The organism is Pantoea cypripedii, from assembly GCF_002095535.1.
Lineage (GTDB): Bacteria > Pseudomonadota > Gammaproteobacteria > Enterobacterales > Enterobacteriaceae > Pantoea > Pantoea cypripedii.
In genome coordinates, this window is sequence record NZ_MLJI01000002.1 from 524827 (window position 1) to 549952 (window position 25126).

General features: G+C 51.7%; 25 protein-coding genes. 11 read left to right on the forward strand and 14 right to left on the reverse strand.

What is annotated here, in order from left to right; genetic code table 11:
* Nucleotides 1-10: 10 nt before the first annotated feature.
* The 7 genes from HA50_RS23655 to HA50_RS23685 are packed head-to-tail and all read right to left on the reverse strand — an operon-like array spanning nucleotide 11 to nucleotide 8200.
* Nucleotides 11-1210: a M20 family metallopeptidase gene (locus HA50_RS23655; protein ID WP_084879257.1), complete on the reverse strand. Its 1200-nt coding sequence runs from the start codon at nucleotides 1208-1210 to the stop codon at nucleotides 11-13.
* A 1-nt stretch (nucleotide 1211) separates the two neighbouring features.
* Nucleotides 1212-2549 carry an LLM class flavin-dependent oxidoreductase gene (locus HA50_RS23660; protein ID WP_084879258.1) on the reverse strand — a complete coding sequence of 446 codons (1338 nt, stop codon included), beginning with the start codon at nucleotides 2547-2549 and terminating at the stop codon, nucleotides 1212-1214.
* A 10-nt stretch (nucleotides 2550-2559) separates the two neighbouring features.
* Complete coding sequence (locus HA50_RS23665; protein ID WP_084879259.1) at nucleotides 2560-4173, reverse strand: dipeptide ABC transporter ATP-binding protein; 1614 nt, start codon at nucleotides 4171-4173, stop codon at nucleotides 2560-2562.
* A complete protein-coding gene (locus HA50_RS23670) occupies nucleotides 4170-5003 on the reverse strand; it encodes an ABC transporter permease (RefSeq protein WP_084879260.1) in 834 nt (277 codons plus the stop codon). The genes HA50_RS23665 and HA50_RS23670 overlap by 4 nt, the downstream gene beginning before the upstream one ends.
* On the reverse strand, nucleotides 5003-5992 hold the full coding sequence (locus HA50_RS23675) for an ABC transporter permease (RefSeq protein ID WP_084879261.1): 990 nt from the start codon (nucleotides 5990-5992) through the stop codon (nucleotides 5003-5005). The genes HA50_RS23670 and HA50_RS23675 overlap by 1 nt, the downstream gene beginning before the upstream one ends.
* Nucleotides 5993-6006: 14 nt before the next feature.
* Entirely contained in the window at nucleotides 6007-7623 is a 1617-nt protein-coding gene (locus HA50_RS23680; RefSeq protein ID WP_084879262.1) for an ABC transporter substrate-binding protein, read from the reverse strand.
* Nucleotides 7624-7666: 43 nt separating this feature from the next.
* A complete protein-coding gene (locus HA50_RS23685) occupies nucleotides 7667-8200 on the reverse strand; it encodes a GNAT family N-acetyltransferase (RefSeq protein ID WP_084879263.1) in 534 nt (177 codons plus the stop codon).
* Nucleotides 8201-8446: 246 nt separating this feature from the next.
* Between HA50_RS23685 and HA50_RS23690 the strand changes: the two genes are divergently transcribed.
* Together HA50_RS23690 and HA50_RS23695 are read left to right on the forward strand one after the other, a co-directional pair.
* Nucleotides 8447-8851, forward strand: coding sequence for a nuclear transport factor 2 family protein (locus HA50_RS23690; protein WP_084879264.1), 405 nt, complete (start codon nucleotides 8447-8449; stop codon nucleotides 8849-8851).
* 37 nt (nucleotides 8852-8888) lie between these two features.
* Nucleotides 8889-9626 carry a metallophosphoesterase gene (locus HA50_RS23695; protein WP_084879265.1) on the forward strand — a complete coding sequence of 246 codons (738 nt, stop codon included), beginning with the start codon at nucleotides 8889-8891 and terminating at the stop codon, nucleotides 9624-9626.
* Between the two features lie 39 nt (nucleotides 9627-9665).
* Here the strand turns inward: HA50_RS23695 and HA50_RS23700 are convergent, their stop codons facing one another.
* From HA50_RS23700 to HA50_RS23710, 3 genes are all read right to left on the reverse strand, one after another.
* Nucleotides 9666-9947 carry a hypothetical protein gene (locus tag HA50_RS23700; RefSeq protein WP_084879266.1) on the reverse strand — a complete coding sequence of 94 codons (282 nt, stop codon included), beginning with the start codon at nucleotides 9945-9947 and terminating at the stop codon, nucleotides 9666-9668.
* A complete protein-coding gene (locus HA50_RS23705) occupies nucleotides 9913-10443 on the reverse strand; it encodes a DUF2778 domain-containing protein (protein ID WP_084880183.1) in 531 nt (176 codons plus the stop codon). The genes HA50_RS23700 and HA50_RS23705 overlap by 35 nt, the downstream gene beginning before the upstream one ends.
* A gap of 102 nt (nucleotides 10444-10545) precedes the next feature.
* Nucleotides 10546-10941, reverse strand: coding sequence for a VOC family protein (locus HA50_RS23710; RefSeq protein WP_084880185.1), 396 nt, complete (start codon nucleotides 10939-10941; stop codon nucleotides 10546-10548).
* A 180-nt stretch (nucleotides 10942-11121) separates the two neighbouring features.
* Between HA50_RS23710 and HA50_RS23715 the strand changes: the two genes are divergently transcribed.
* The gene (locus HA50_RS23715; protein ID WP_084879267.1) at nucleotides 11122-11946 is read left to right on the forward strand and encodes a transporter substrate-binding domain-containing protein; all 825 of its coding nucleotides are present in this window, start codon (nucleotides 11122-11124) and stop codon (nucleotides 11944-11946) included.
* A gap of 5 nt (nucleotides 11947-11951) precedes the next feature.
* Here HA50_RS23715 and HA50_RS23720 read toward each other — a convergent pair whose 3' ends face one another.
* Nucleotides 11952-13346 (reverse strand): MmgE/PrpD family protein, encoded by a 1395-nt coding sequence (locus HA50_RS23720; RefSeq protein ID WP_084879268.1) that lies wholly within the window; start codon nucleotides 13344-13346, stop codon nucleotides 11952-11954.
* Nucleotides 13347-13486: 140 nt separating this feature from the next.
* Here HA50_RS23720 and HA50_RS23725 point away from each other — a divergent pair, with 140 nt between their 5' ends.
* From HA50_RS23725 to HA50_RS23740, 4 genes are read left to right on the forward strand one after another with little or no spacing between them, the layout of a single operon-like run.
* On the forward strand, nucleotides 13487-14158 hold the full coding sequence (locus HA50_RS23725; protein WP_084879269.1) for an amino acid ABC transporter permease: 672 nt from the start codon (nucleotides 13487-13489) through the stop codon (nucleotides 14156-14158).
* A gap of 12 nt (nucleotides 14159-14170) precedes the next feature.
* The gene (locus HA50_RS23730) at nucleotides 14171-14836 is read left to right on the forward strand and encodes an amino acid ABC transporter permease (protein ID WP_084879270.1); all 666 of its coding nucleotides are present in this window, start codon (nucleotides 14171-14173) and stop codon (nucleotides 14834-14836) included.
* Between the two features lie 13 nt (nucleotides 14837-14849).
* Nucleotides 14850-15629 carry an amino acid ABC transporter ATP-binding protein gene (locus HA50_RS23735; RefSeq protein ID WP_084879271.1) on the forward strand — a complete coding sequence of 260 codons (780 nt, stop codon included), beginning with the start codon at nucleotides 14850-14852 and terminating at the stop codon, nucleotides 15627-15629.
* Nucleotides 15630-15644: 15 nt separating this feature from the next.
* The gene (locus HA50_RS23740) at nucleotides 15645-16553 is read left to right on the forward strand and encodes an aminotransferase class IV (protein WP_084879272.1); all 909 of its coding nucleotides are present in this window, start codon (nucleotides 15645-15647) and stop codon (nucleotides 16551-16553) included.
* Between the two features lie 79 nt (nucleotides 16554-16632).
* On the opposite strand, the gene HA50_RS31610 is transcribed toward HA50_RS23740, so the two are convergent.
* Together HA50_RS31610 and HA50_RS31615 are read right to left on the reverse strand one after the other, a co-directional pair.
* Nucleotides 16633-16941, reverse strand: a complete 309-nt coding sequence (locus tag HA50_RS31610) for a P-loop NTPase family protein (RefSeq protein WP_208617336.1) — start codon at nucleotides 16939-16941, stop codon at nucleotides 16633-16635.
* 78 nt (nucleotides 16942-17019) lie between these two features.
* Nucleotides 17020-17139 carry an ATP-binding cassette domain-containing protein gene (locus tag HA50_RS31615; protein ID WP_208617337.1) on the reverse strand — a complete coding sequence of 40 codons (120 nt, stop codon included), beginning with the start codon at nucleotides 17137-17139 and terminating at the stop codon, nucleotides 17020-17022.
* A 1822-nt stretch (nucleotides 17140-18961) separates the two neighbouring features.
* Here HA50_RS31615 and HA50_RS23755 point away from each other — a divergent pair.
* The 4 genes from HA50_RS23755 to HA50_RS23770 all read left to right on the forward strand — a co-directional run bounded on the left by HA50_RS23755 (nucleotide 18962) and on the right by HA50_RS23770 (nucleotide 24382).
* Nucleotides 18962-19981, forward strand: a complete 1020-nt coding sequence (locus tag HA50_RS23755) for a RepB family plasmid replication initiator protein (protein WP_084879274.1) — start codon at nucleotides 18962-18964, stop codon at nucleotides 19979-19981.
* Between the two features lie 1390 nt (nucleotides 19982-21371).
* A complete protein-coding gene (locus tag HA50_RS23760; protein ID WP_084879275.1) occupies nucleotides 21372-22580 on the forward strand; it encodes an AAA family ATPase in 1209 nt (402 codons plus the stop codon).
* On the forward strand, nucleotides 22577-23554 hold the full coding sequence (locus HA50_RS23765) for a ParB/RepB/Spo0J family partition protein (RefSeq protein WP_084879276.1): 978 nt from the start codon (nucleotides 22577-22579) through the stop codon (nucleotides 23552-23554). Before HA50_RS23760 ends, HA50_RS23765 begins: the two co-directional genes overlap by 4 nt.
* Before the next feature lie 198 nt (nucleotides 23555-23752).
* A complete protein-coding gene (locus tag HA50_RS23770) occupies nucleotides 23753-24382 on the forward strand; it encodes a helix-turn-helix domain-containing protein (RefSeq protein WP_084879277.1) in 630 nt (209 codons plus the stop codon).
* Nucleotides 24383-24410: 28 nt separating this feature from the next.
* Here HA50_RS23770 and HA50_RS23775 read toward each other — a convergent pair whose 3' ends face one another.
* Nucleotides 24411-25118, reverse strand: a complete 708-nt coding sequence (locus tag HA50_RS23775) for an RES domain-containing protein (protein ID WP_084879278.1) — start codon at nucleotides 25116-25118, stop codon at nucleotides 24411-24413.
* Between the last annotated feature and the right edge of the window lie 8 nt (nucleotides 25119-25126).

Below are 25126 nucleotides of genomic sequence, written 5' to 3' on the forward strand. Positions count from 1 at the left end.
GGTTTTCTCCTCAGGGCCGCGCAAAATCGGCTTTCACTTTTTGTAAGGCATCGGCATCGGTCAGCAGGCGCAATCCGGTGCGAGCCAGTACCCGAGCCCCGATAATCAACGCCTGATAGCCTCGTTCAGAATTGGCCGCTTCGCGAAACGGCACGGTGTGGAAAATCAGATCGTCGGGACCGATCTTCAGCCACGGATGCGCGGTCGGCACCGCATGGCTGATATCGCCTGCATCAGTCGAGACTTTGTTTTTTTGTGGTGAGAGATCGACCTGCTCACCCGCCGCCGTCAGTTCCTCCAGCAATAACGCATCCAGTGCCGGATTGAGGTGAAAATCTCGCGGTCCAATCTGATGGTCGATTTCCACCCGCGTACCGGTTGCCAGCGCCACACCTTCCGCGATGGCACGCAGCCGGGGTTCGAGCGATTCCACCTGCTCGCGGCTGTCGGCGCGGATGTAATAATGCGCAGAGGCATATTCCGGGATGACATTCGGTGCCTGACCGCCATTGGTGATGATGCCGTGTACCCGCACGCCATCCGGTAATTGCTGGCGTAGCACACTGATGCCGTTATACAGCAGCACCAGCGCATCAAGGGCGTTGATCCCTTCATGCGGCGCGCTGGCCGCGTGCGACGGTTTGCCGTAGAAGTGAAAATAGAGATGATTGTTTGCCAGCGTGGTCTCGGTCAGGCGCGTTTTTCCGGCGGGATGCACCATCAGGGCAACATCGACGTCAGCCAGCAGACCCGCTTCAACAAAGCGTTTTTTCACATTGCCTTTGGGGCCGCCCGGTCCGGCCAGTCCCCCCTCTTCCGCAGGCGTACCCAGCACCACCACGCGCCCTCCGGTTTGCGCCAGTACCTGCGACAGCGTGATCGCAGCAGCCACACTGGTCACACCAATCAGGTTATGACCACAGGCGTGACCAATGTTGATTAACGCATCATATTCCGCCAGAAAGGCCACCGTTGGCCCCGGTTTCCCGACAGCTTTAACGGCGTAAAAGGCGGTTTCATGCCCGGCAACGTTGCGCGTCACCGTGAAGCCCTCGGCCTCCAGTAACCCGGTTAGCTGCTCGCTGGCGAAATATTCATTGTTGCCGGTTTCCGGGCGCTGAAAGATCGCTCTGGAGACAGCGACATAATTGGCAGCATGCTGTTCAAGGCTGTTTTCCAGCGCCTGTTGCTGTGCTCTGATGTCCGTCATCTCATGCCACCTGCTGACGACGGCGTTGTGCAAACTGGTTTTCCGGCTCCGCCAGTCCGAGGTTTTCGCGCAGAGTCTCGCCAGCATATTCGCTGCGATAAAGCCCGCGTTGTTGCAGCAGCGGGATCACCTGCGCCACAAAATCATCAAATGCGGTGGGGGTGCCACCACGCACGATAAACCCATCTGCTGCGCCAGCGAGGAACCACTGGGCTAAGCCATCTGCCACCTGCTGCGCCGTACCGAGGAAGCCTGGTCGTGGCGTGGCTTCTTCCAGTGCAGTCTGGCGTAAGGTCAATCCACGGGCGCGGGCATTGCGTTTAATGGTATCAGTGGTGCTGCGAAAACTGTTTTCGCCCAGGTCGCCGATTTCCGGGAAAGGCGCATCCAGCGGATATTGGCTGAAATCATGATGTTCGAAATAGCGGCCAAGATATTCCAGCGCTTTATCGATGCTCACCAGTTCTGCAGTCTGCTGATAACGGCGCTCCGCTTCTTCTTCGGTGTCTCCGATAATGACGCTGATACCCTGGAAAACGCGAATGTCATCGGCATTCCGCCCCTGCGCCACCAGACGGCTGCGCACATCTTCGCGGAACTCACGTGCCTGCTCAAGGGTCTCCTGGCGCGTATAAATGGCGTCGGCGGCTTCAGCGGCAAACGCCTTACCCGCTTCTGAAGCGCCCGCCTGGAACACAATCGGCCTCCCCTGCGGTGAGCGCCCCACATTGAGCGGTCCCTGCACCGAGAAGTACTGGCCTTGATGATTGAGGGTATGCAGTTTGTCTGCATCGAAAAACTGGCCGCTGGCTTTATCACGCACAAAGGCGCCTTCTTCCCACGAATCCCACAGCCCCTTCACCACCCGTAAATACTCGCTGGCAACGCGATAGCGTTCGTCATGCTCAGGATGGGTAGTGCGCGAGAAGTTCTTTGCCGATCCTTCCAGCGGTGAGGTCACCACGTTCCAGCCAACACGTCCGCCGCTCAGATGGTCAAGGCTGGCAAACTGGCGGGCTACGGTAAAGGGTTCGCTGTAGGAGGTGGAGAGTGTCGCCACCAGACCAATGTTTTTCGTCACCAGCGACAGCGCCGACAACAGAGTGATGGGTTCGAAGCGATTGAGAAAGTGCGGGATCGACTGCGGCGTGATGTACAGGCCATCGGCGACGAACAGAAAATCAATTTTCGCCTGTTCCGCTTTCCGGGCCAGCTCCAGCACGTAGTCCACGTTGATACTGGCATCGGCCACCGCATCCGGGTGACGCCATGCCGACATGTTGCCGGAAGCTCCCTGAATAATGGCACCCAGCCGTAGCTGGCGTTGTGTCTGACTCATGCGCTTCTCCTTAATATGCGATCGCGGGCTGCCAGTCGGGAAGAACCGGCAGCGCCTGTAAAAGTTTTTGTGTCCAGGGATGTTGTGGCGCAGCAAACACCTGCCGCAGTTCTCCGCTTTCCACCACCTGGCCGTTCTGCATCACCAGCACACGGTCGGCCAGATGCTGGATCACCCCAAGATCGTGAGAAATAAACAACAGCGCCGTGCCGTGTTCGGCCTGCATATCGGCCAGCAGATCCAGCACCTGTGCCTGGACAGAGACATCGAGCGCGCTGACCGGCTCATCCGCCACCAGCAACGCCGGGTGCGGGGCAAAAGCGCGGGCAATCGCCACACGCTGCCGTTGACCGCCAGAGAGTTGCTGCGGATAACGTTGCAGAAAGCGGTCGCCCAGTTGCACTTCATCCAGCAACTGGCGCACCCGCTGACGGCGCGCATCGCCGTAAATGCCGACGCTGTCGAGGCTTTCGCCGATAATTTTTTCCACCGTGTAACGCGGGTCGAAAGAGCTGAAGGGGTCCTGGGCGATCAATTGCAGGCGTGCGCGTCGGGCGCGACGTGCTTTCTCATTGAGGCCCTGCCAGCGGCTACCTTCCAGCAGCAGCGTACCGCTGTCAGGTTCGGCCAGGCCCATCACCACTTTCACCAGCGAGGTTTTGCCGGAGCCAGACTCCCCCACCACGCCAAGGGTTTCCCCGGCGTGCAGGCTGAAGTTGATGTTATGCAGCACCTGACGCTCGCCGTAGGCCTTGTTCAGCCCGATCGCCTCCAGCAGAGGCAGCGCAGCAGGTGCCGGGCGCGGCGGTAACGGTGTCGGTTCGGCAGCGCTGAGACGTAAGCCCCGTGTGGCGGGTGTCGGTACAGCGCGCAGCAGACGCTGTGTCCAGGCATGCTGAGGACGCTGAAGTAACGATCCGCTGCTGCCCTGCTCCACCACTTCACCATCACGCATCACCAGCACCCGATCCGCCAGTTCTGCCACCACCGCCAGATCGTGGCTGATCAGCAACAGGCCATGCCCGTCACGTCGCCGCTGCGCCAGTAATTGCAGGATTTGCCGCTGCACTGTCATGTCCAGCGCCGTGGTGGGTTCATCCGCAATCAGCAACGCCGGGCTGCCCGCCAGGGCGGTAGCAATCAGGGCACGCTGGCGCTGTCCACCGGAAAGCTGATGTGGATAGCGTGCGAGACGGCTTTCTGCATCCGCTATCCCTGCCGCGCGCAGCAGTTCCAGGCTTTTTTCCTGCAGACTGACATCACCACGATAGCCTGAGGCACGCAGTGCATCCGCCAGTTGCTGACCAATGCGCCGCAATGGATCGAGTGAAACCAGCGCATCCTGCAGCACGTAACCAATACGGCGTCCGCGCAGCGCACGCCAGTCCTGGCGGTGAGCGTTGCGCATGTCACGTCCATCGATGACAAAACGATCGGCACTGACAACCGCATCATCCGGCAGCAATCCCAGCAGGCTGCGGGCGGTAAGGGTTTTGCCTGAACCGGATTCCCCCACCAGCGCCACCGATTCCCCCGGCCAGACCTGCAAATTCAGGTTCTTCACCACCTGCTGGGCACCAAAGCGAATGGAGAGGTTTTCAATATCAATTACCGGTTGCGTCATAACGTTCTCCCTTCAAAACGCGCCTGCCAGTAGCGTCCCAGGGTATTCACCGCAATTACCGTCAGGGTGATAAATACCCCCGGCCAGACGGCGATCCACCAGGCGTTACGCAGATAGTTACGCCCTTCTGCCAGCATCAATCCCCATTCAGCCGTCGGCGGCTGCGGCCCCATCCCCAGGAAACTCAGCCCCGCAGTGCCAATAATCGCCGTGCCGAGACCCAGTGTGGCCAGCGCGGGCACCTGCGCCATCGCATGTGGCAGAATATGACGCCCGATCAACGTAAAGCGCGACAGGCCGAAGGTACGGGCCTGTTCCACGTAGCCGGAGGTCATAACGCTGTAAGTCTGGGTACGTACCACACGGGCAAAACGCGGCACCGAAGCCACGCCGAGAGCGATAATCAGGTTATTGGTACCCGGACCGGTGAAAGCGATTAGCATCAGCGCCAGCAGCAGATCGGGAAAGGCTGAGATAACATCCACCGCGCGACTCAACAGCTCATCCACCACCCCGCGAGCCAGTGCCGCCGTGAGACCAAGCAAGGTGCCGAAGATCACCGCCACCGCCATCGCCGCGACGCTGATCAACAGCGAGTAACGGCTGCCATAAATCACCCTGGTCAGCAGGTCGCGCCCCAGTTGATCGGTGCCAAGCCAGTGTTGTGCTGATGGCGGCAGCTGCGCGTTGACTGGATCGGCCAGCAGCGGATCGCTGTGCGTCAGCCAGTGCGGAGCCACCACCGCCAGCGCGACCAGCAGCAGAAAGAACAATGCGCTCCACACCGATACGGGCAGCGCAAGAGAAAATCGTTGCAGGATAGCTTGCATTATTTGCCCTCCCCACGCAGGCGCGGATCGATCCATAGCGCCAGAATGTCCACCAGCGTGCTCATCACCACGTAAATCAGCGCCGAAAGGACGGCAACCGCCAGCACCACGGGCAGATCTTTCGCCAGTACCGCATCCACCGTCAGCTTACCGAGACCGGGACGACCAAAAACCTGTTCGGTAATCACTGCGCCGCTGAGTAATCCGCCCACCAGCCAGCCGGTTAACGTCACCGCAGGCAGTGCGGCGTGGCGTAACGCATGGCGCAAACGGATGGTGGTTTCCCCCACACCCCAGGCCCGTAACGTCAGGGTAAAGGGGGATTCCAATGCGCGTTCCAGCTCACGTCGCAGGACCTGCGCAATCACCGCCCCCTGTGCCAGGCCGAGGGACAAGGCTGGCAGTACCAGCGACGAAAGATGACGATCCCCCGCCACCGGAAACCAGCGCAGCGTAAAACTGAAGATGAACAACAGCACAATGCCCATCCAGAACGACGGTGTGGATGCCAGCAGCAGCTCCAGGCCATTCGCAATCCGGCGACCCCAGCGGCGATGCGCTGTCGCTACCGCCATCACTATGGCAAACACGGCACTGACCAGTAACGCTGCCAGGGTGAGTTTCAGGGTGGGCCACAGCTGGGTCGCCAGCAGCTGACTCACCTCGGTGTTGAGAATGTATGAACGTCCGAAGTCACCGTGCAGCACGCGCCACAGATAGTGCAGGTACTGCCACCACAGCGGGTGGTTCAGCCCCCACTCGGCGCGGATGGCCGCCTCAATCGCCGGTGTGCGCTCCTGCTCCCCAATCAGCAGGCTGACGATATCGCCAGGCGCCAGATGCACCCCAAGGAACGCCAGCGTGACGGCAGCCCACAACACCAGTACGCCCCCCAGCAGCCGTCCGGTGATACGACGCGTCAGTTCGCTACGCCATACCGATGGCCGCGGTGCTCGCGGGTTACGGGTTACGATGCTCTCCAGACTCATCCTCGCCTCCGAAATTAGTGTGCGCTCAGCCACACGTCATAGACGTTTTCAGGCATTTGCTTAAAGCTGCGGAAACCAACACCCTGTACGTAACTTGCTGCTGCAATCTGGTCTTCCGGTTCGTACAGTGGCACCGCCAGCGCCTGCTGTGGCAGCGCGTACTGTTGCAACTGGCTGTAGAATTTACGGCGCTGATTAAGATCCAGCGTGGCGGCAGCCTGATCGAGCCAGCCATTGATTTCCGGGCTGTTGACGCGGCTGTAGTTGATCGGTCCACCCGCCTTCACCGGGCGATAGTGGTTTTCGATATCGATGCCGTCAGTTTCAGTATTGGAGTTCGCGATCGAGCCGAATTTGCCGGTGTTACGTACATCAACGTAGGTTCCTGAATCGACATAACGCAGCTTCAGCTCCACGCCAAGCCGCTGGCGCGCCTGAGCCTGGATCGCCTGCAGCAACACATCGCGCTGGTCACGTACCGTCGCCTGTGCCTGAATCACCTCTATGCTCAGACGCTGGCCATCTTTGGTACGAAAGCCATCGGCATCTCGCGTTTGCCAGCCCGCCTCATCCAGTAATTTGTTGGCGGCCGCCGGGTTGTTGCCATATTTGCCTTCAAGATCGTTGTTGTAGAGTGGATCGATAGGTGACGTGATGCCCCAGGCGCGGGTACGTTCGCCGCGATAGACCGATTTGAGGATCGGGTCGATATCCAGCCCCTGCAACAGCGCCTGACGCACTTTCACATCCTGGGTCGGGCCGTATTCCACGTTAAGAAACAACGAATACGGTGTGCCGGTATTGAGCGCATGCTGGTAGGTAAAGTCGCTGCTGTCTTTGAATTCTCCCGCGTCATTACCGGAGATGCCTTCAATCACATCTACCTGCCCTGACAGCAACGCGCCGGTCCGCACTGAAGATTCCGGCAGGAAGCGATAGGTAACGCGATCAAGATAAGCCGGTCCCTGATGATGCGCCGTGGCAGGTGCCCAGTTGTAATGGGGATTTCTCACGAAGGTGACCTGTTGCCCTTTTTCGTAACTTTCGAGAATAAAGGGACCGGTACCGGCAATCTCTTTGCCGCCGGACTTGAGCTGTGATGAGTGCCAGCTGGCCGGCGCGAGGATCTGCAATTTGGCGGCGAAGGCGAGGAACGGGGAATAGCCCTGTTTCAGGGTGATCGCTACCGTATGGTCGTCCGGCGTGGTGATACTTTCAATGCGGGCACCCACCGCACACAGGCTGCTACCCGCGCAATAGGCTGCATCCTGCAGATGACGGAAGTTCTCTGCGACCGCATTGGCATCCAGTTTCTCACCGTTGGAGAAAGTGACATCACGCCGCAGGCTGAAGCGATAGTTTTTTCCGTCCGGGCTGGCTTCATAGCTTTCTGCCAGCCAGGGAACAAAGCTGCCATCATTGCGGCGTGCCAGCAGCGATTCCCAGACGTTGCGCAGCACCACTTCCGCTTTCGACTGGCCGTTAAGCTGTGGGTTAAACGGCACGGGTTCGGTTTCGACACCCCAGGTCAGGCTGCCGCCGCTGCGCGGTTGTTCAGCAGCAAAAGTATGGAATGCGCTTCCCAGCAGGCAGGTCAGACCCAGCGCGAGAGTCAGTGAATTCGCTTTCATATTATCCTTGGTGGTTGCAGGTGTTATTTTTTAATCGCCTGAATCAGGCAGTGCGTACTCTTTTTTCCGGTGAGGTTTCCGCATTAGCAGTAAATTCCTTTTTCAGAAAAACCAATGCTTCCCCTAATTGATTAGTGCGATGATAAAAAGGTTGATAGCCGCGACGCAGATACAGGTCGCTGAGCCAGGGATGTTTGGTCGCAGTAGCCAGATAAACACCCGGCGCTTTTAAGGTGTTTTTCAGCAGGGTTTCTTCTGCCCAGCTGATAATTTCCCGGCCATATCCCTGACCTTTAAAATCCGGGTCAACAGCAAACCAGTGAATAAAAGGTAATGATGAAGGTGCGCTGTCATCCTGCTGCCATGGGAAACGCACCGTTACTGTCGCCACAGCACGTTTCCACTTGCGCAGTACCAGCACGGTTTCCTGCTCAATGGTGCGCCGTACCTGCTCCACCGAGCCGCGCGAGATAGTAAAATGCACATCCAAAGCGACCAGCGAGGCATAGGCGCGCTGGAGTAACGCAAAAATTTCTTCTGCGTCGTCGGACTTTGCTACCTCAATCGACTGACTCATTATTTCCGCTTCCTTGATAAATCACCGGGAAATTATTGAAATCCGCCCATGCAAAGTAAACTGAAAATAATGGCAATCGTTTTGTTAAATACAGGAATCAACCTGCTGATCCGGTCTTTTAAAAATATAATGCATAAGATAATGCAGCCGGAGAATAACAGCACGCGGGTGGAAGGTAATTGACTGAGCCCCTTCATTCAGACTAGAAATAGATATGTTTTTTGACCACAGAACAGGAGTCACCTGATGTCTTATCAACAACCTGTTGATGTAATTGAAGAACTTTTCAATCGCCTTGCGTCTGCAGCGGATGTTGCTGCCATCGCAGCACTGGTCAGCGAAGAAGTTGACTGGTTCGTGGCGGGCGATGTTGCCACTGTGCCCTGGATTGGGCGTAAACACGGCAAAGCGGGTGCGGCTGAATTTTTCCGCCAGATTCGTGAGCAGATCACTTCTGAACACTTTGAAATCAGTGAGATGCTGGTTCAGGGCAACCGGGTTCTGGTGCCGGGTAAACTGGCTTCCCGGGTGAATAAGACCGGCAAACTGATCGAGACGGAGTTTGTGTTTGATTTTGTGGTGAATGACGGCTTGATCACGCGTTTCCGTCTGTTTGAAGACAGTTTTGCAGTGGCTCAGGCTTGCCGCTAATGTGTAGGTTTGCAGCCTGAATCATGATGAGGCAGACATGCTGATAGCGCAGGTTTCGGACATCCACGCTTCTCCTGACAATGACAATCTGTCCCGATTTGATCGCGTGCTGGCCTGGCTGGCACATCTCAACCCGGACATTCTGGTGCTGACCGGTGACCTGATTGATGAACAGTGGCATGAAGGTTATCGGCTGATTGCCGACCGTCTGCACCAGCAGGCGTATCCCTGGTTGCTGCTGCCCGGCAACGCTGATGATCGCCAGCAGATGCGCGCAGTGTGGGGAGAGCATCGCTGGGCAGCTGATGCATCGGGCGATTCCCTGCACTTTACGCATCAGCTCGGTGGGCTTCGCCTAATTGGGCTGGATTCAACGCTGGAAAACCAAACGTCAGGCGATGTATCTGGGCATCTTGGCTGGCTGGAGAAACAATTCAGCGATGCCGGTGATACTCCATCACTGTTATTCCTGCATCATCACGTTTTTGCCTCCGGCATTCCCACGCTGGATAAAACGATGTGCCAGGGTTCCGGAGCGCTGGCAGAGCTGGTCAGGCATGTTCCCCATCACCTGCTGGCGATTTCCAGCGGGCATGTTCACCGACCCATAGCAGGCATATTTGCCGGAATCCCGGCCTATATCTGCGGGTCAGTATGCCCGGCTAATCCGGTCTGGTTTGGAACAGAGAATATCCCCCCTGCTGACGATCCACCGGCGCTGATGGTCCACCGGTTTACCGGCAATGCCATTACCAGCTATCACGTTTCGGTTTGAGCGGGACAATATGATCAACCGGGAGCGAAAGACGTTTATTCAGTTTAAGTGGTGGCGTATCCGTTCCGGCATTCGATTGAACAGCCTAATTAGCACGTTGTAAGCAACCACAGTGGACAGTAACGAAAGCAGCACATCAGTAAAAAACCAAAGGTCATCATAGTTCTCCTGATTAGCACTACCATGAAGCCAGGTTGAAAAAGCATTGGCTGTATCAAGACTGATAAACTTTGAAGCATCAATCAAGCGAGCAAACAGGCAGAACAATGCAATAAACAGAACTGTTTTAACGCTTCGTCGGGCAAGTTTCATCATATCCATAATCTTTCACCTCAATAAACCCACGTGCTTTTAGTTTCCTTGTGCACGGGACTTCAATCAGCGGTGTGTGCAGCAGTCGATTACGAAGCATCGCAAAATCTGAATTCCGTGCCAGAGTAATGCAACCCTCCGAGACCATTCCTGGATGCAGGCGAAAGTTTCCGCGTTGAACACCGTTAATCCACGTCCAATCATCAACGCTTATGTCGTCGTAATAAAGTGCAAACCAATCCGAATGCCCAAACTGTGCGCCATGAAATACCTTATTATACAGATCTTTTGATGCCGCTAATGCCTGTGAATACAATCCACCCTGTTCGCGGTCAACAATCCAATACTTTCCGACTGGAAGCGGACCAACTGTAGGAATGCGAGAACAGCCTGCACGATTGCGATTTGGCCCAGATCCCGAAAACGCCATAAAAGTCCCTATTCCGGGAAAGAACAGTGGGGCATAATCCGCCCCATTAAGAATGAAACCACCGTTTAACGCCATGTTATCCCTCACATATTCCATGTCAAATCGGGATCATGGTATTACCTCTGGTAGATAAATCCAAAGGAAGTTGGAAATTCTTTAGTCATGATGAATACTGGCTCACATTTTGGCCCACTTCATATTCTGGATCACCACTCTATACCCATCAGGATCTTCGAAGGTCACTCCCCTTCTCTCCCAGTAGGGGTTAAAAGACTCCACCCTGACAAATCCCGCGTGATCCATATCTGAACAGGCGATTTCCCAAGCCTCCCTTTCCGGAACGTACAGAACCAGCAGGTCTTCTGGTGAGGAAGACGGTGTCACTGGATGGTGGTGGCACTGAGTAAACTCAAGATGCCAGGGTAAATCCTCCCGGCCTAACATGCATCCACTGAATCCATCGTGATCGGTAAACTCACCTGACTTTGTTAGCCCAAGTCCGTCGCAGTACATTTCACAGCTTCTGTTGAGTACACGCACCGGCCTGGCAATACGCATGTGCTGAAAATTCATCGCCACCTCTCTGTGTTTATCCATAGTTAACACAAAAGTCTTAGCGGTCATTGCATCCCGTTAATAACCTTATGGAATTAGATAATATAAATAACACTATTACAGTTATATAAAACTTCGCTATTTTGTCGCCTGTACTGCATTTCACTTTTCATTCTTTTCTTATCAGGGACCATCAAAATGACAATCAGACTACACAAAATCGTTCTGCCTTTGCTCATGGCTGTCGCACCCTTTTTTAGCCACGCGGAAGAATCGACCTGGGACCATATCAAACAAACGGGTGAACTGCGTATTGGCGTCGCACAAGGCGAACCCTGGTACTTCAAAGATCCGGCGACAGGTCAGTGGAATGGTATTGGCTATAACGTTGGCAAAGTGCTGGCGAAAGATTTAGGGGTAAAACTGGTCCCGGTCGAAACCACCTGGGGTAATGCGATTGCGGCGTTGCAGGCAGGCCAGATTGATACCATGCTGGTGCTCGATCCCACCGATGAGCGCCGTAAGGCCGCAGATTTCTCCGATCAACCGTTCCTGTGGTATGCACAGGGGGTGCTGATCCGCGATGGTATTCCTGCGGCTAACTGGGATGACCTTAATCGTCCTGACATCAAAATAGGCGTCACCCTCGGCAGCAGCCCTGACCTCATCCTGACGAAAAAATTACCGAAGGCGCAGCTGGTCCGTTTCACCAATATGGATGAAGGCGTTGCGGCATTCTATGCGGGCCGTGTCGATGCACTTTCTTACGTCCATCCGGCACTGGCATTGCAACAGGCCAAAGTACACAAGGGCAACCTGATCCTGCCGAAACCTATCATCGCCATCAGTACCGGTGGTGCAATACGCAAAGAAAGCGACCCGCGTTTCCGTAATTTCCTGAACGAAGAGTTCGTTAAAATTTATAAATCCGGCCAGAGTAAGCAATTCTATGAGGATGCGCTTAAATTGCGTGGCGTCGATGTCAGTAAGGTTCCGTCTGTGATTAAAGAAGAGTGGAAGTAAAACCTTCATTCCAGCATCGGGGCCAGCAGCGCCCCGATATCCTCACCTCGTTCCAGATCGAGTAACCGCGCTGCTATCCCTTCTGCTTTCTCTGTGGGCAACCGTGATGACAGGTTGGCGATAAACTTATCAATAATCTTCTGCTCAGAAAGCGGGTTTTCCTGCGAGCCTAAGGGAAAATCGATGGTGTCACCGGTAACAACGGCATCCTCAGTAACCACTTCAACACGGGCTGCCGGGCGACGAAATTCCCGCATCAGTTGATCAAAACGCGTTTCGGCCAGCACCTCCACCTTATCGGCAAATTCCAGCAGCCTGGTTGAGGTTCGCACTTTCTCGCTGCTCCATAGATGACGTGGAATATTGAATGCCAGACAGGCAATGGCTAAAGGCAGGCTGAATTGCGCGTCTGTGCCGCTCTCAGGCCGGGTATCGGTAAAAAAATCAGCCAGCAGCTGACTGCCATACACCCGTACCCGCAGGATCTTTTCAGGAGCAGTGAGAGCTTTCAGTGCGCCTTCAAATGATTCCAGCGCCGTATGCATCCAGCGGCACGTCGGGTAAGCCTTAAAACTGGCATGCTGCAATAGCCAGCTGGAGCCGAGGTTATCCGTGAGGATTTCAGGACGGAACATGTCAGAACCCATCATACGCCAGAACCCCTGCTCCCCTGCCAGCACATCACGCGGCCCGACAATACCGGACAGATGCATTTCAACGGCACGCACCCCCGCTTCCGCGGCTGGCGCGTTGTAGTCTTTAAAGGAAACCAGTGGACGTTGCTGCCAGTTATATTTGTGTAATGACGGAAGCGGGGTGAGCGAGGCTGCCAACCCCAGACAGTTTTCCAGTGCACTCGCATCACAGCCACGCAACAGACCAAATGCGACGGCTGCTCCGAGCGATTCATGCTGGCAGACGCCATAGACTTCGCGAAAACGTTCCGGGCTTGGCTGCTGCGAGAGAATCACCCGCCCATTAATCTCCCATGCAGCCACCAGTGCCGTCAGCAAGGCCTCGCCACTGACAGGTTGCGAACCTATCGCCGCCAGTGCCCCGGCGACCAGAGTTGCTCCGGGATGTCCCATCCCCCGCCCCGCGACTTCAAAACCATCATCGTAATCCAGCGCATTGATCGCTACGGCATTAAGGAATGCAGCACCACTTGAAGAGAGCTGAGAGCCACCATCCAGCGTAATACTGCTGCCCGCCGCGTATTGTGATCGTGCCAGTTTAGCGCTCATCTGCAACACCTGGTCGTTACGTGCTGCCACCCCACACCCCAGGCTATCGATAAAATGCAGGATGATTTTCCGTTTCCAGCGGGCAGGGATTGCATCTGGAGTGAGTTTACAGGCAAATCGGGCCAGTTCGAGTGTCAGAAAGGTGGAGTGGGTCATAGCTGTCCGGATCAAATTGATATATCAAAAAGAGATAATAGCGTCATTTTATATTATTTATTTATCACATTTTCGTACTGATAAGATTATGCCGTTCTAACGCACTGAAATTGGATTGAGTATTTTAGGGGTTGTGTCGTATGTCATATCAGTGGGATTTTGCCGCCATCTGGCCATACCGGATGTTATTACTTGAGGGGCTTTGGGGAACGATTCAGATCGGTGTGACCAGCATCGTTTTTGGCATGCTCGCGGGGATAATACTGGCGATAATGAAAAATTCGCCGCTTCGCCTGGTACGAATCCCGGCCATCATGATCATTGGTTTTTACCGTAATACTCCTGCCATCGTCCATTTTTTCTGGATCTACTACGCGTTACCCGTGGTATCACCACTCACCCTCTCCCCCTTTGCCGCCGCAGTACTGGCGCTGTCGGCCCAGTCCGCAGCGTTTTATGCGGAAGTCTATCGCGGCGGTATCCAGTCAATCAGCAACGGGCAATGGGAAGGGGCCAAAGCGCTGGGCATGCCTCGCGCCACAGCGTTACGTCGCATCATCCTGCCGCAGGCATTACGCCGGATGATCCCGCCGTTCCTTGAACGCTCTTTCGAATTACTGAAATCCACTGCGCTGGCTTCTTCGCTGGCTTACAGCGAACTCTTGTATCAGGCGATGCAGGTCAATAGCCAGACCTATCGTCCGCTGGAAGTGTATACCCTGATTGCCGTGATGTACTTCACCCTGCTGCTGATCATCAGCCAATGCAGCCAGATGATTGAAAAACGTCTCGCGGTTTCTGATGCGCGCTGATGAGGTAATAAGATGAACTATCAATGGGACTTTTCGTTAATCTTCCAGAACTTCCCGGTGTTACTAAAAGGTTTGGGAGTGACACTGGAACTTTGGCTTCTTGCAGGCATCAGCGGCACCGTTATCGGGCTGCTACTGGGGATTGCCCGGACCAGTCCACAGCGCTGGGTTATGGCACTGACCCGGAGCTTCGTCGAAGTTTTCCGTAATACACCGGTACTGATTCAGCTGATCTGGTTTTATTACGCCTTCCCGGTACTGGTCGGTATTCAGTTTTCTACTTTCGGCGCAGCGGTTCTGGCTCTTACGTTATATACCGCTGCCTACAGTGCGGAAATTTTTCGCGCGGGGTTGCAGTCCATTGAACGCGGTCAGTGGGAGGGCGCAAAAGCGCTCGGCATGTCTCAGGCGAAAGCGCTGAGACGCATCATCCTGCCACAGGTCTTCCGTCGCATGTTACCTGCCCTGACTAACCGAATGATTGAACTGGCCAAGGTAACGTCACTGGCGTCGATTCTCACCGTCAACGAACTGATGTATCAGGGACGGTTGTTAAGCAGCACTTATTACCGTCCGGTGGAAATCTTAACGGTGGTTGCCCTGCTTTATTTTGTCCTGATTTGGCCCGGCAGCTATCTGGCCTCACGCCTTGAACGCCGCTATCGCCCCCTGCCCTAAGGAAAGAAAACTCATGTTCGATCAACAACCCGTGATGCGTATCCGTGGGCTGCAAAAGCAGTTCGGCGATCAGGTGGTTTTAAAAGGAATCGATTTAGATGTTTACCCCGGAGAGAAAATCGCCATTATCGGCGGCAGCGGTTCCGGTAAAAGTACCCTGCTGCGTTGTCTCAATTTTATGGAAACTCCCAGCGCGGGCACCATTGAACTTGATGGGGTAGTACTGGGCAGCACAGGCAAAAACAATCAACGTATTTACAGCGAAAAGCAGCTGTGTGAAGTACGTGAACGCATCGGTATGGTGTTCCAGCAGTTTAACCTTTTCCCACATCTCACCGTGCTGGATAACGTCTGTGAGGCATTGGTATCGGTAAAAAAAATGCGACGGGAAGAAGCCAATAACATTGCCCAGCGACAACTGGAGAAGGTCGGCCTGAGTCATAAGCAGCAGGCATGGCCGGGCAGCCTCTCAGGTGGTCAGCAGCAACGAGTCGCCATCGCGAGAGCGTTAGCCATGGCACCGGAAATCATGCTGTTCGATGAACCCACCTCCTCCCTGGATCCTGAGCTGGTGGGTGAAGTGCTACATACCATTCGTGAACTGGCGGATGAAGGCCGCACCCTGTTGCTGGTGACACATGAACTTGGCTTCGCGTGGCACTTCGCTGACCGGGTGATATTTATTGAGAACGGTGTCATTCATGAAATGGGTACGCCGGATGAGGTTCTCAAACATCCGCGTCAGCCACGTACCCGTGAGTTTCTCTCCCGCTTTACCGAACGTGCATTTTAATAAAAAGGAATCAACATGAGTGCCAGTCAAAGCAGCCAGGCCTATTTGCAGGATTCAAGGAACGATAATGTTCAGGTTTATGTGAATGGCGAATTTGTCCACCGGGACAACGCTACCGTATCGATTTTTGATTCCGGATATATCTGTGGTGATGGTGTATGGGAAGGTCTGCGACTGGTAAATGGCAAACTGATTGCCCTGCAGCGCCATCTTGATCGCCTGTTTGCAGGAGCCGCTGCCATCCAGCTCGACATTGGTCACACCCGTGAGGAAATCACGGCGATTATGTGCAAAACGCTGGAGGTTAATGGCATGACAGACGGCGCGCATCTGCGTCTGATGATAACCCGTGGCAGAAAACGTACTCCCAATCAGGATCCCCGTTTTATTATTGGCGGGGCCACCGTGGTTTGTGTGGCCGAATATAAAGTCGTGGATTATGAAGCTAAAAAGCGAGGCCTGGCGCTGTTCACTTCCAGCTATCGCACCAGCACACCCGATGTTTTTGACCTTCGGCTGAATTCTCACAGTCGTCTGAATCTGATTCAGGCGTTACTTCAGGCACTTGATGCAGGCGCCGATGAAGCACTCATGCTCGACCCTCATGGCTTTGTCGCCAGTTGCAATTCCACAAATTTCTTTATTGTCCGCAACGGAGAGCTGTGGACCTCGAACGGTTTGTATTGCTTCAACGGCATCACCCGCCAGACGCTTATTGAACTGGCGAGACAAAATGGGCTGGCTGTTTATGAAAAACCTTTCACGCTGGCAGAGGCGCTGACCGGTGATGAGGCATTTGTTACTGGCACACTGGCCGGTATCACTCCGGTAAGGAAACTTGATGGCCGGACGTTTGATGTCAACCAGAGCCCGGTCACTACACAGCTTGCGCACTGGTATCAAAACTATCTCAACAACATCTAACCACATCCATTCATAGCAGCGTTCCTGCGTTATCCGGCTGGCAATCATTGGATATACGCAGGATTGCTGCCTTTTCCGCTTAGAGAGTCTCCAGCCTCCATCCCTCTTCAGTGGCGATTAGTCTGTCGGTAAGCCCCAGGCTATTCAGAAACGCGTCATCATGTGATACCACCATCAGGGAGCCGTGATAGCCGCGTATCATGGCTTCTAACGCCCAGACAGAGGTTAAATCGAGAAGATTATTGGGCTCATCCAGCAACAACAGCTGCGGTGGGGTTTCAGCATAGATGATGCAGGCCAGTGCTCCCTTGAGACGTTCTCCTCCGCTTAGCAAAGCAGCCGGAATTGCGATCTTTGGTTCATCCAGTCCCAGCTGTGCCAACCGCATGCACACCTCACTTCGACTCATTGTGGGATTGACTGACCGCAGCTGTTCAAGTGCCAGATTCTCTAATCGCTGGCCAAGTCACGCGACTGGAACATTTACATTTATTTCCCCAGCCTGAGGCAACTGCCACTCCGCAAGTACCCGAAGCAAGATTGATTTACCACAACCATTGGGTCCGATTACACTGATGTGCTGCATCTTCAATTGCCCGCTCAGCTTCGCGTATTCGTTGGTTGATGTTTTCCTTACTGGCGGCTTAACAGAATTCTGGTCTGATTGGCATTCTTTCCCTGCCTGTTACCTAAGACTGGTGGAGAACGGCAGTTATAAAACGGCGACATCAATAGCGCATTGGACGAATACCACATATGCAGGGAAGGGAAGGTTGGAGAACAACAGAAGATGATATTCCCTGAATTTATCCCGGGAATTTCATATTGAAATAATCAGAATAAATCCTTATATAACAAAATGTTGAGTGATTTTTCTTGTCGGGTTTCTTTGATGTTTTTTGTGAAATCCCTTCCTTAATTTCATCATCCTGACTAACAGAACCTCACTGCCGGATACGCATTGTTCAAAATGACTGGAATTGCGAGAAATGAATGATTCTGGTTCACCTGTCACAGCTTACATGCAATTCGACATGCGTTCGCATTTTTTTGCGTGTACTTCTCAGTTTCAGGCTGCTTGCTTTGAAATTCTAAAAAACCAGTTTGATACAGATTTTCGATTTAAAAAGGTAATGATCAACCGGAGGATGGTTTGTCGAATAATACGCTATAACCTCATGAAAATTAATTTATATTATTCAGTATGTTACGATGATAAACATGAAATTGTAAACAAGCTGACGTTGCTACAGCAATTCTGGCGAATTGGCAGGGGTAATCTCCGTTAATTTTCACGTAGCGACGTCTGCATTTTCGCGTTTTTGTTATGTAGATACTGAAGCTACGCCAGAAATATTCACTCCAGATGATCTGTAAGTGAAATCTGAACATTCGTGCAAATAATAGAAACTATGTTTTTAGTTTGGTCTTTTTTTATGAAATTGGAAAATCGCAGTCCAGCATTCATAAACATGCCGCCAACTGAGATTATTGCGATTCTTGTAATTAATAAACATAAGAGGGTGAAATTGAGGGCGGCTGCTCATGGTGGTCTGAGTTGGATCTTTTATCCGCGCTTAGAATGGGGTAGGGAGTTAATCACTGGCACCCATGATTTTTACTCAGTAAAAGGGCGATACTTAATTTTTGGTGACATCAATATTTATCATTACAACAGAATCATTCATAGAAGCCATCACGAAAATACCTTCTGGAAAGGATCAGGAGGCACATGGGAAGGAGTTCTGAATTTATGAAAACGTGTGATGAATCATTAAATGTGGAAAAAATACTCTATTTTGGGTTGTTTGCACTTAAATTCATGGAAATATGATGGGTATTTCAATCTGAAATTATTCATATAAATTCATAATAATCAGTATGTTATAAAATAATTGCTAATGGGAAATCCGCTATTATCTGGTTTTATCATCTCAAGGATGCAGGGTTTTGTGTAGGTACACCTATATCAAAATGAACCGGATTATGGAGTGAAAACTTGATTCGTGATTTTTCTGCTTTCCCTAAGTCAGAAAAGTGAACGACTCATTTTCTCCTCTGGATAGCCGATATGTACTATGCACGCTTCCGCTTCGTTGCTGTATCGCACTCAGAAACTTATCCACATTATTAACAGGCTGGATCCAATAATTTGATCTTAATACGATCTTATATCGATCCTATAAAAGCCAAAACGATCCCGGATCGCTGCAGGCCTTGATATGACTGGCTCCAGGTTAGTTTAAGGTTATCAGTTATATGCAAAAGGTTTCCAGTCAGATGCAGAAAGTTTCTGTTTATATGCAAAGGGTTATCTGTCGTGTGCTCTTTGATTTCCACTCATATGCTGGTAAGGTTATCGGTTATATGCAGCGGCAAATTTAACTGTTGATAAGCGGATCTTGTTTATGGCTAAGAAAGTCAATGACTTAGACAGTATGACCGACGAGGTAAATAAAAAAACGGGTGAAGTTGTCCACTTAAACCCCTCGTCAACTGCAACAGTGCAGCCGGTTGCCCTGATGCGACTGGGATTGTTTGTTCCCAATACCGATCATGCAAAAGCAAAAGGCTCCGTCAACACCGTTAAGTCTACTGTTGATGCGACCGAAGATCTTTATCATTTAGAAGTGGTGAAGAGGGAAGGGTACAAAGATATCTCTATTCGCTCTGAGCGACTCGATATGGCAACGGATTTCAGGGTCTGGCTGGGCATCATCCGTTCGATCTACGACAACGGCACGTTTGCAGGCAAGCTGAAGCTGCCATTCACTAAATTCCTGCAGAACTGTGGCTTTGACTCGAAGCGTTCGAACAAAGACATGAAGAAGCGCATTGATGACTCCCTGATGCGCCTGCGCGGTGTGACCATCCAGTTCCGTAATGATACCGGCTCGCTTACCACCGGCCTGGTGAACAGCGCCCATTACAACATGGCGAAGAACGAAGTAGAGATCGAGGGCGATCATCGCCTGGCTGACCTCTATCAGATGGATTACAAGGTCTACCTGCGACTCAAAGCTATCGACCATTTGCCCCGTAAAGAGTCCGCACAGGCTCTCTACACGTTTATTGAAAGCCTTCCCAGGAATCCTGCTCCGGTCTCTATGAAACGCCTCAGAGAGCGTTTGAGGCTGAAATCGCGTATTGCTTACCAGAACCATATCGTCCGTAAGGCACTGGAAGAGCTAAAGGAAATTAACTACCTCGAATACACAGAAACTAAGCGGGGCAGGTCGGTTTATTTCAACATCACGAAGCGCAATCCAAACCTGATCCCGGATAAGTCATTGAAGATCGATAGATCGACTCACGATGAGCCACAGATTGTCGATGAAGCGATGATTTCAAAGATCAGTAAGTTAAAGGATTCCGGCTTCACAGAGGAAGAGATAGCGAAGATCCTCATCAGCCTCGATTCGAACTAAGGCGTACTTCACATCAGTGGTAACCCAACCTGCATACGACAGGAAACCTTTCTATTTTACTCTGCTTATTCAGTAAGTTATGAATAAGCAGTTTCCTGCCAAACATCTAAACCCCCCCTGTATTCAGGTTCGTCAGCCTGAATTTATTCTTTGTGTGCCGCTCCTTCCAGCATACGACCGATAACCTTTCACATCGCTAAGCATCTTAAAGCATACGACTGATAACTTTCTAAGATTGGGATAGTCTTCAACAGCATACCGGCATATGGCTGATAACCTTTGGCTAGTTTCGGGTGAATGGAAACTCATTTATTTAAATTAACCCTATGATATAAAACAATTTCGCTTTTGATGAGTGTCAGAGAGTCACACGACTCAATCGAATACCCGCCTTATCCTGTGAGCATATGACAGATAACTTCAGGGCATACGACTGCAAACCTTTCCTGATCTTTATCCCTTAAAACAGCAGATTACCTCGCCCGGGTTATATCGGGTATCTGGCATATGACCGGAAACCATTGCATACGACCGACAACCTTTGCATCTGAGTAGCAACCTTCTCTTGCAGAGAGTGCTCATTCTGCCAGCAATCAAAGGATCCTCAGCGTGACACAGCATATGACGGATAACTTTATGCATACGACCGATAACCTAACTTGCTCGTAATTTGATCCATTGAGTAAATTTCCAGCATGCGTGTTTACTGACATTGTTTGCATATGATAGATAACTTTTAGCATATGACTGGAAACCTAAAAAGTTAGAAGTTAACTACTCCTCTGATAAACAAGAGAAAGATAGTCGTGCATACGACCGATAACTTTTTCGGGGGAGGGCGTTTCGCAGGCAACTGTTCAGGCTTTTAGGGAGGGATAGAAGCAGGTTTTCTGCAGAAGTGCACTGAGAGGCGAATGCGAGCATACGACGGCAAACCTTTTACCCATTATTTCGTCTTGCTGAGCCAAAAGAGTGGCAGGATCCTTTTTGTGATCCTGTCACGTCACGATACCAGCATATGACTGATAACTCTTTCAACGAGATTATAATGTTTGTAAGTGCTCACATTTTAAATATCTCTATGAATATAATAGAGTTACAAAAAGGAATGGCAAGCATTATCAGAAAAACACGACGTGCATTCGGAACAGACCTCGCATACGGCAGGTAACCTTTGCCTCAAAATTCACCAATCCTGTGCCGTGATCACAGCTGGATCATTAAACCCTTACTGTTCTTTGAGCAGCCCGCTCTATTTGCCTCAAGATATTTGTCCAGGATGTGTGCAGGTTGCTTGCGCTCGTACAACTTTTCTCTGAAAAACGAAAAATCTTGCACGTAGCAAAATGCCATGTACACTTAGGGAAAATTTTGCCAATGGAGTAAGGGTATGAAAAGTAACTACGGTGGCGTGGACGAGACTGCCCGCAGAGCGAATGCAATGCTGCGCAGTATGAGTGACGACATAGTTGATAAACGTCATGAGTTCGGCCTCGATCGTTACTATCAGACCTTTACCCGAAATTCCGTCGCCAACATGCCTAAGCTCAGCCGTCGCGCTGTAGAGCAGGCGATCGATGAGATGGAAGCGGCTGGTCATGAGTTTGGCAAAAAGGATGCCGGTAACGCGAAACATTACGCGCTGACTGTCCAGGATGTTGTTGATATCTATGCGCATCGCAAGGTGCCTAAATATCGTGATATTCATGAAGGGAAAGGTCCTTTTGTGATTTTCGTGGTGAACCTGAAGGGGGGGGTGTCGAAGACCGTCAGTACGGTAACTCTGGCCCACGGGCTGCGCGTACACCCGGATCTGCTGCAGTATGATCTGCGTAACCTTGTCATCGATCTTGACCCGCAGGCTTCCAGCACCATGTTCCTGAACCATACCAACAGTATCGGTTCCATCATGGAAACGGCTGCTCAGGCCATGCTGAACGATCTGGATGCGGATCAGCTGCACCGTGACATCATCCAGCCGACCATCATTCCTGGTGTGGATATCATTCCCGCCTCCATCGACGATGGCTTTGTCGCCAGCCAGTGGAATGACTTAGTACGCGAACATCTGCCTGGTGTCCTGCCTTCAGAGGTTTTGCGCCGCAATATCATTGACCGTGTGGGTAATGATTACGACTTCATCTTCGTTGATACCGGGCCGCATTTAGATGCTTTCATGCTTAACGCTATCGCCGCGAGTGACCTGCTTCTAACGCCAACACCGCCAGCGCAGGTGGATTTCCACTCCACTCTCAAATATCTGACGCGTCTTCCGGAAATGCTCGAACAGCTGGAAGAGGAGGGGATCAACCCGCGCATTAAGGGCAACATTGGTTTCATGTCTAAAATGACCACCAAACGTGATCACGAAATGACCCATGGCCTGGCGCGGGATGTATTTACTTCCTACATCCTTGATGCCGCATTGCCGCGTCTTGATGGTTTCGAACGTTGTGGCGAGACCTTTGACACGATAGTAAGTGCTGACCCACAATCTTATCCGGGTAGCGCTGAAGCACTGAAGAATGCCAAGCGAGAAGCGGAGAGATTCACCCAGGCGGTGTTTAAAAGGATCGAATTTGTGAGGGGAATTAAATGACCAAAGTCATGAAGAAAATGGGGCGTACATTAGGGAACTCAAACTTCTCTAAGATGCTGAGTGAAAACGAAGGCGCTCGTGTATTCGTACTCAAGTCTGGAAAAGAAGCCCGGTTTGTACTCACAAAGGTGCTGCACGATGATATTGAGACGCAGACCTATATCGACTCCTCCGTTAACGGACGCGATCAGTCACTGCTGACTGAGGAATCCGTGGCTGATATCTCCCGAACGATAACGCTGCAACAATTCTTCCCTGCAATTGGCAGGGAAGTGGATGACCGCATTGAAATTCTCGATGGTTCGCGTCGTCGTGCGGCCTGTATCTATAACGGCACACCCTTTGAAGTGCTGGTGACCAAAGATGAGCTGGATCTCGCCGATGCCCGTCAGCTGGCCGTTGATATCCAGACCGCGAAAGAACATACCTTGCGTGAGCTGGGTAAGCGTCTGGAACTGATGTATCCCAGTGATATGAGCCAGACGGAGATTGCGAAGGCGGAAGCCTTATCTCCTGCGAAAATCACACGTGCACTTCAGGCGGCGTCAGTGCCTGATGAGATGATCAGCGTTTTCCCTTCGCTCAGTGACCTTGCCATCGTAGATTATCAGTTCCTGCTCGACGTCGCTGATAAAGCGAAAGCCAAAAAAATTGATATCAGCGATATTGTTGCGGGTGTGCGTGAGCGCATCGAAAAGCATGACGATATTGATATTGATGACCCTGTCACAAAAGCCAAAATCATTGGGTTCTTCCGGGCGGAAAGCAGCCGCCTGAAAACACCAAAACCAGGCAAAAAACCTGTCGCAGAAAATCTGGTCGTCTTTAAGGACAAAAAACAATTTGCCCGTAAAAAGATCGATGCCGAAAAACGCCTGGTGACCTACGAGTTCTCCCGTATCTCCGCTGAGGTCCAGGCAGAAATTGATGCAGCGGTCAGAGCTGTTATGAAAAAGATGGTGGGTGAAGATTAGGCCCAATTTATCGGGCGGGCTTCTTGTAAGAGAAACTTCCCGCCCGAAATACAATATCTTAGCAGTTAATCTGCGTCGTTAGCCTCTACCTGAAATGCTATTCAATCTCTACATCGCTCCCTGTGTTGTGCGTTTTTTGTTCCATAATTTGACACTTTACCAAAATGGAAATAAATTAAGTGTCAAAGAGAGGTGCATATGAACGTGACAATCCAAAAAGAGCTTCAGAAGCCACTGTCTGCGGAACAGGCAGCAGTGTTCCAACGCATCGCTAATTTGTCTGTAGAATTGATTGAGAAACTGACAGAGAAGAAAAGCCTGACCAGTGCACTTAACATGACTGACAACGAACTGGCAAAGTTGATTTTAGAAACTCAGCTCGATCGTGCGTCTGAAATGTCACCACGCGAGAAACGCAGAATAGCGCATCTGAATGACAGTTCGGTAAAGTTTGCTGAAAGGCTTAATGCGCTTGGCGGAGCCTGCCGTGCCAGTAAAGCTGCAGAAATCCTTGGTGTTAAAAGGCAGACGATTAATAACCGACTTAAGGCCAACAAGTTACTCGCGGTGAAATCAGGCGGTGAATATAAATTCCCACTGTTTCAGTTTGACGGTAATCAGGTGGTCGTGGGTGTCGAAGACGTTTTAGTGTTGCTCGGAGATATAAGCGCAATTACGAAAACCTCTTTTCTGACGGCAATGTATTTTTTCGAAAAAGAAGATGGGCTTAACGTAATCGATGCGCTGAAAAAATACGGCAACTCCGGAGAGCATATGAATGAGATACGACGGCAGGCAAAACTCTTCGGTCACCAAAGTGCGCATTGATAAAGGTTCGGTTTATCCTGAGCCTTTATCATAAGTTGTCCGCACTCACTTTAAATTGCAGTGTTTCCGTAACAATTTCAAAACCAGAGATGTCCTTTTCTTGCCAGTTCTGAGGAAAATTTTCTCTGGCAGTATCGACATACTGATCAACGGATCTGTTCGCCACGTCCGCCAGGGGAGGCGTTTCCCCTTGGCGAATCCAATAGGCAGTGCACATTCCCACACCGAAATGTCTCGAAAGGTAGGAAATCCCGTCATAAGGTAGTCCGGGAGTGTTGGCCGCCCAGGCCGTGATGGTCTGGGTAATACCGTAGTCATTACCCATCGTTTGGTCTGCAGTTAAGTGCAACAATCCCTGCACTTTAACCATATTAATGACCTTCAGTTCGTGTGTAGTCTCAAGAGTATAGATGTGCGCTTTTTTTAAATCGCTAAACCCCAAAGTAAATGCCTCAGGATCGCGCTGATAGACTCGACCCAGCGATTCAGCTATTGCAGCAGCGGCGTAATCTGCGGCGTAGCATATTCCTGTCTGACCTGTAGGGTCATTGTAACGCCCCATTTTTTCTGGGTCTGTCGGTGCAGAAAAAAAGACACCAGATGGAAATTGTCCCCATTGCCAGCGGCACTGTAAGGTGTTTGCTACGCGGATGTCATAGGCGATGCGCCCTTGTGCTTGTAGCTTAGTGAGTTGCTCATTAATGAAGGCCCCATCTTTTTCCTTCCTGGATACCATAGAACCTC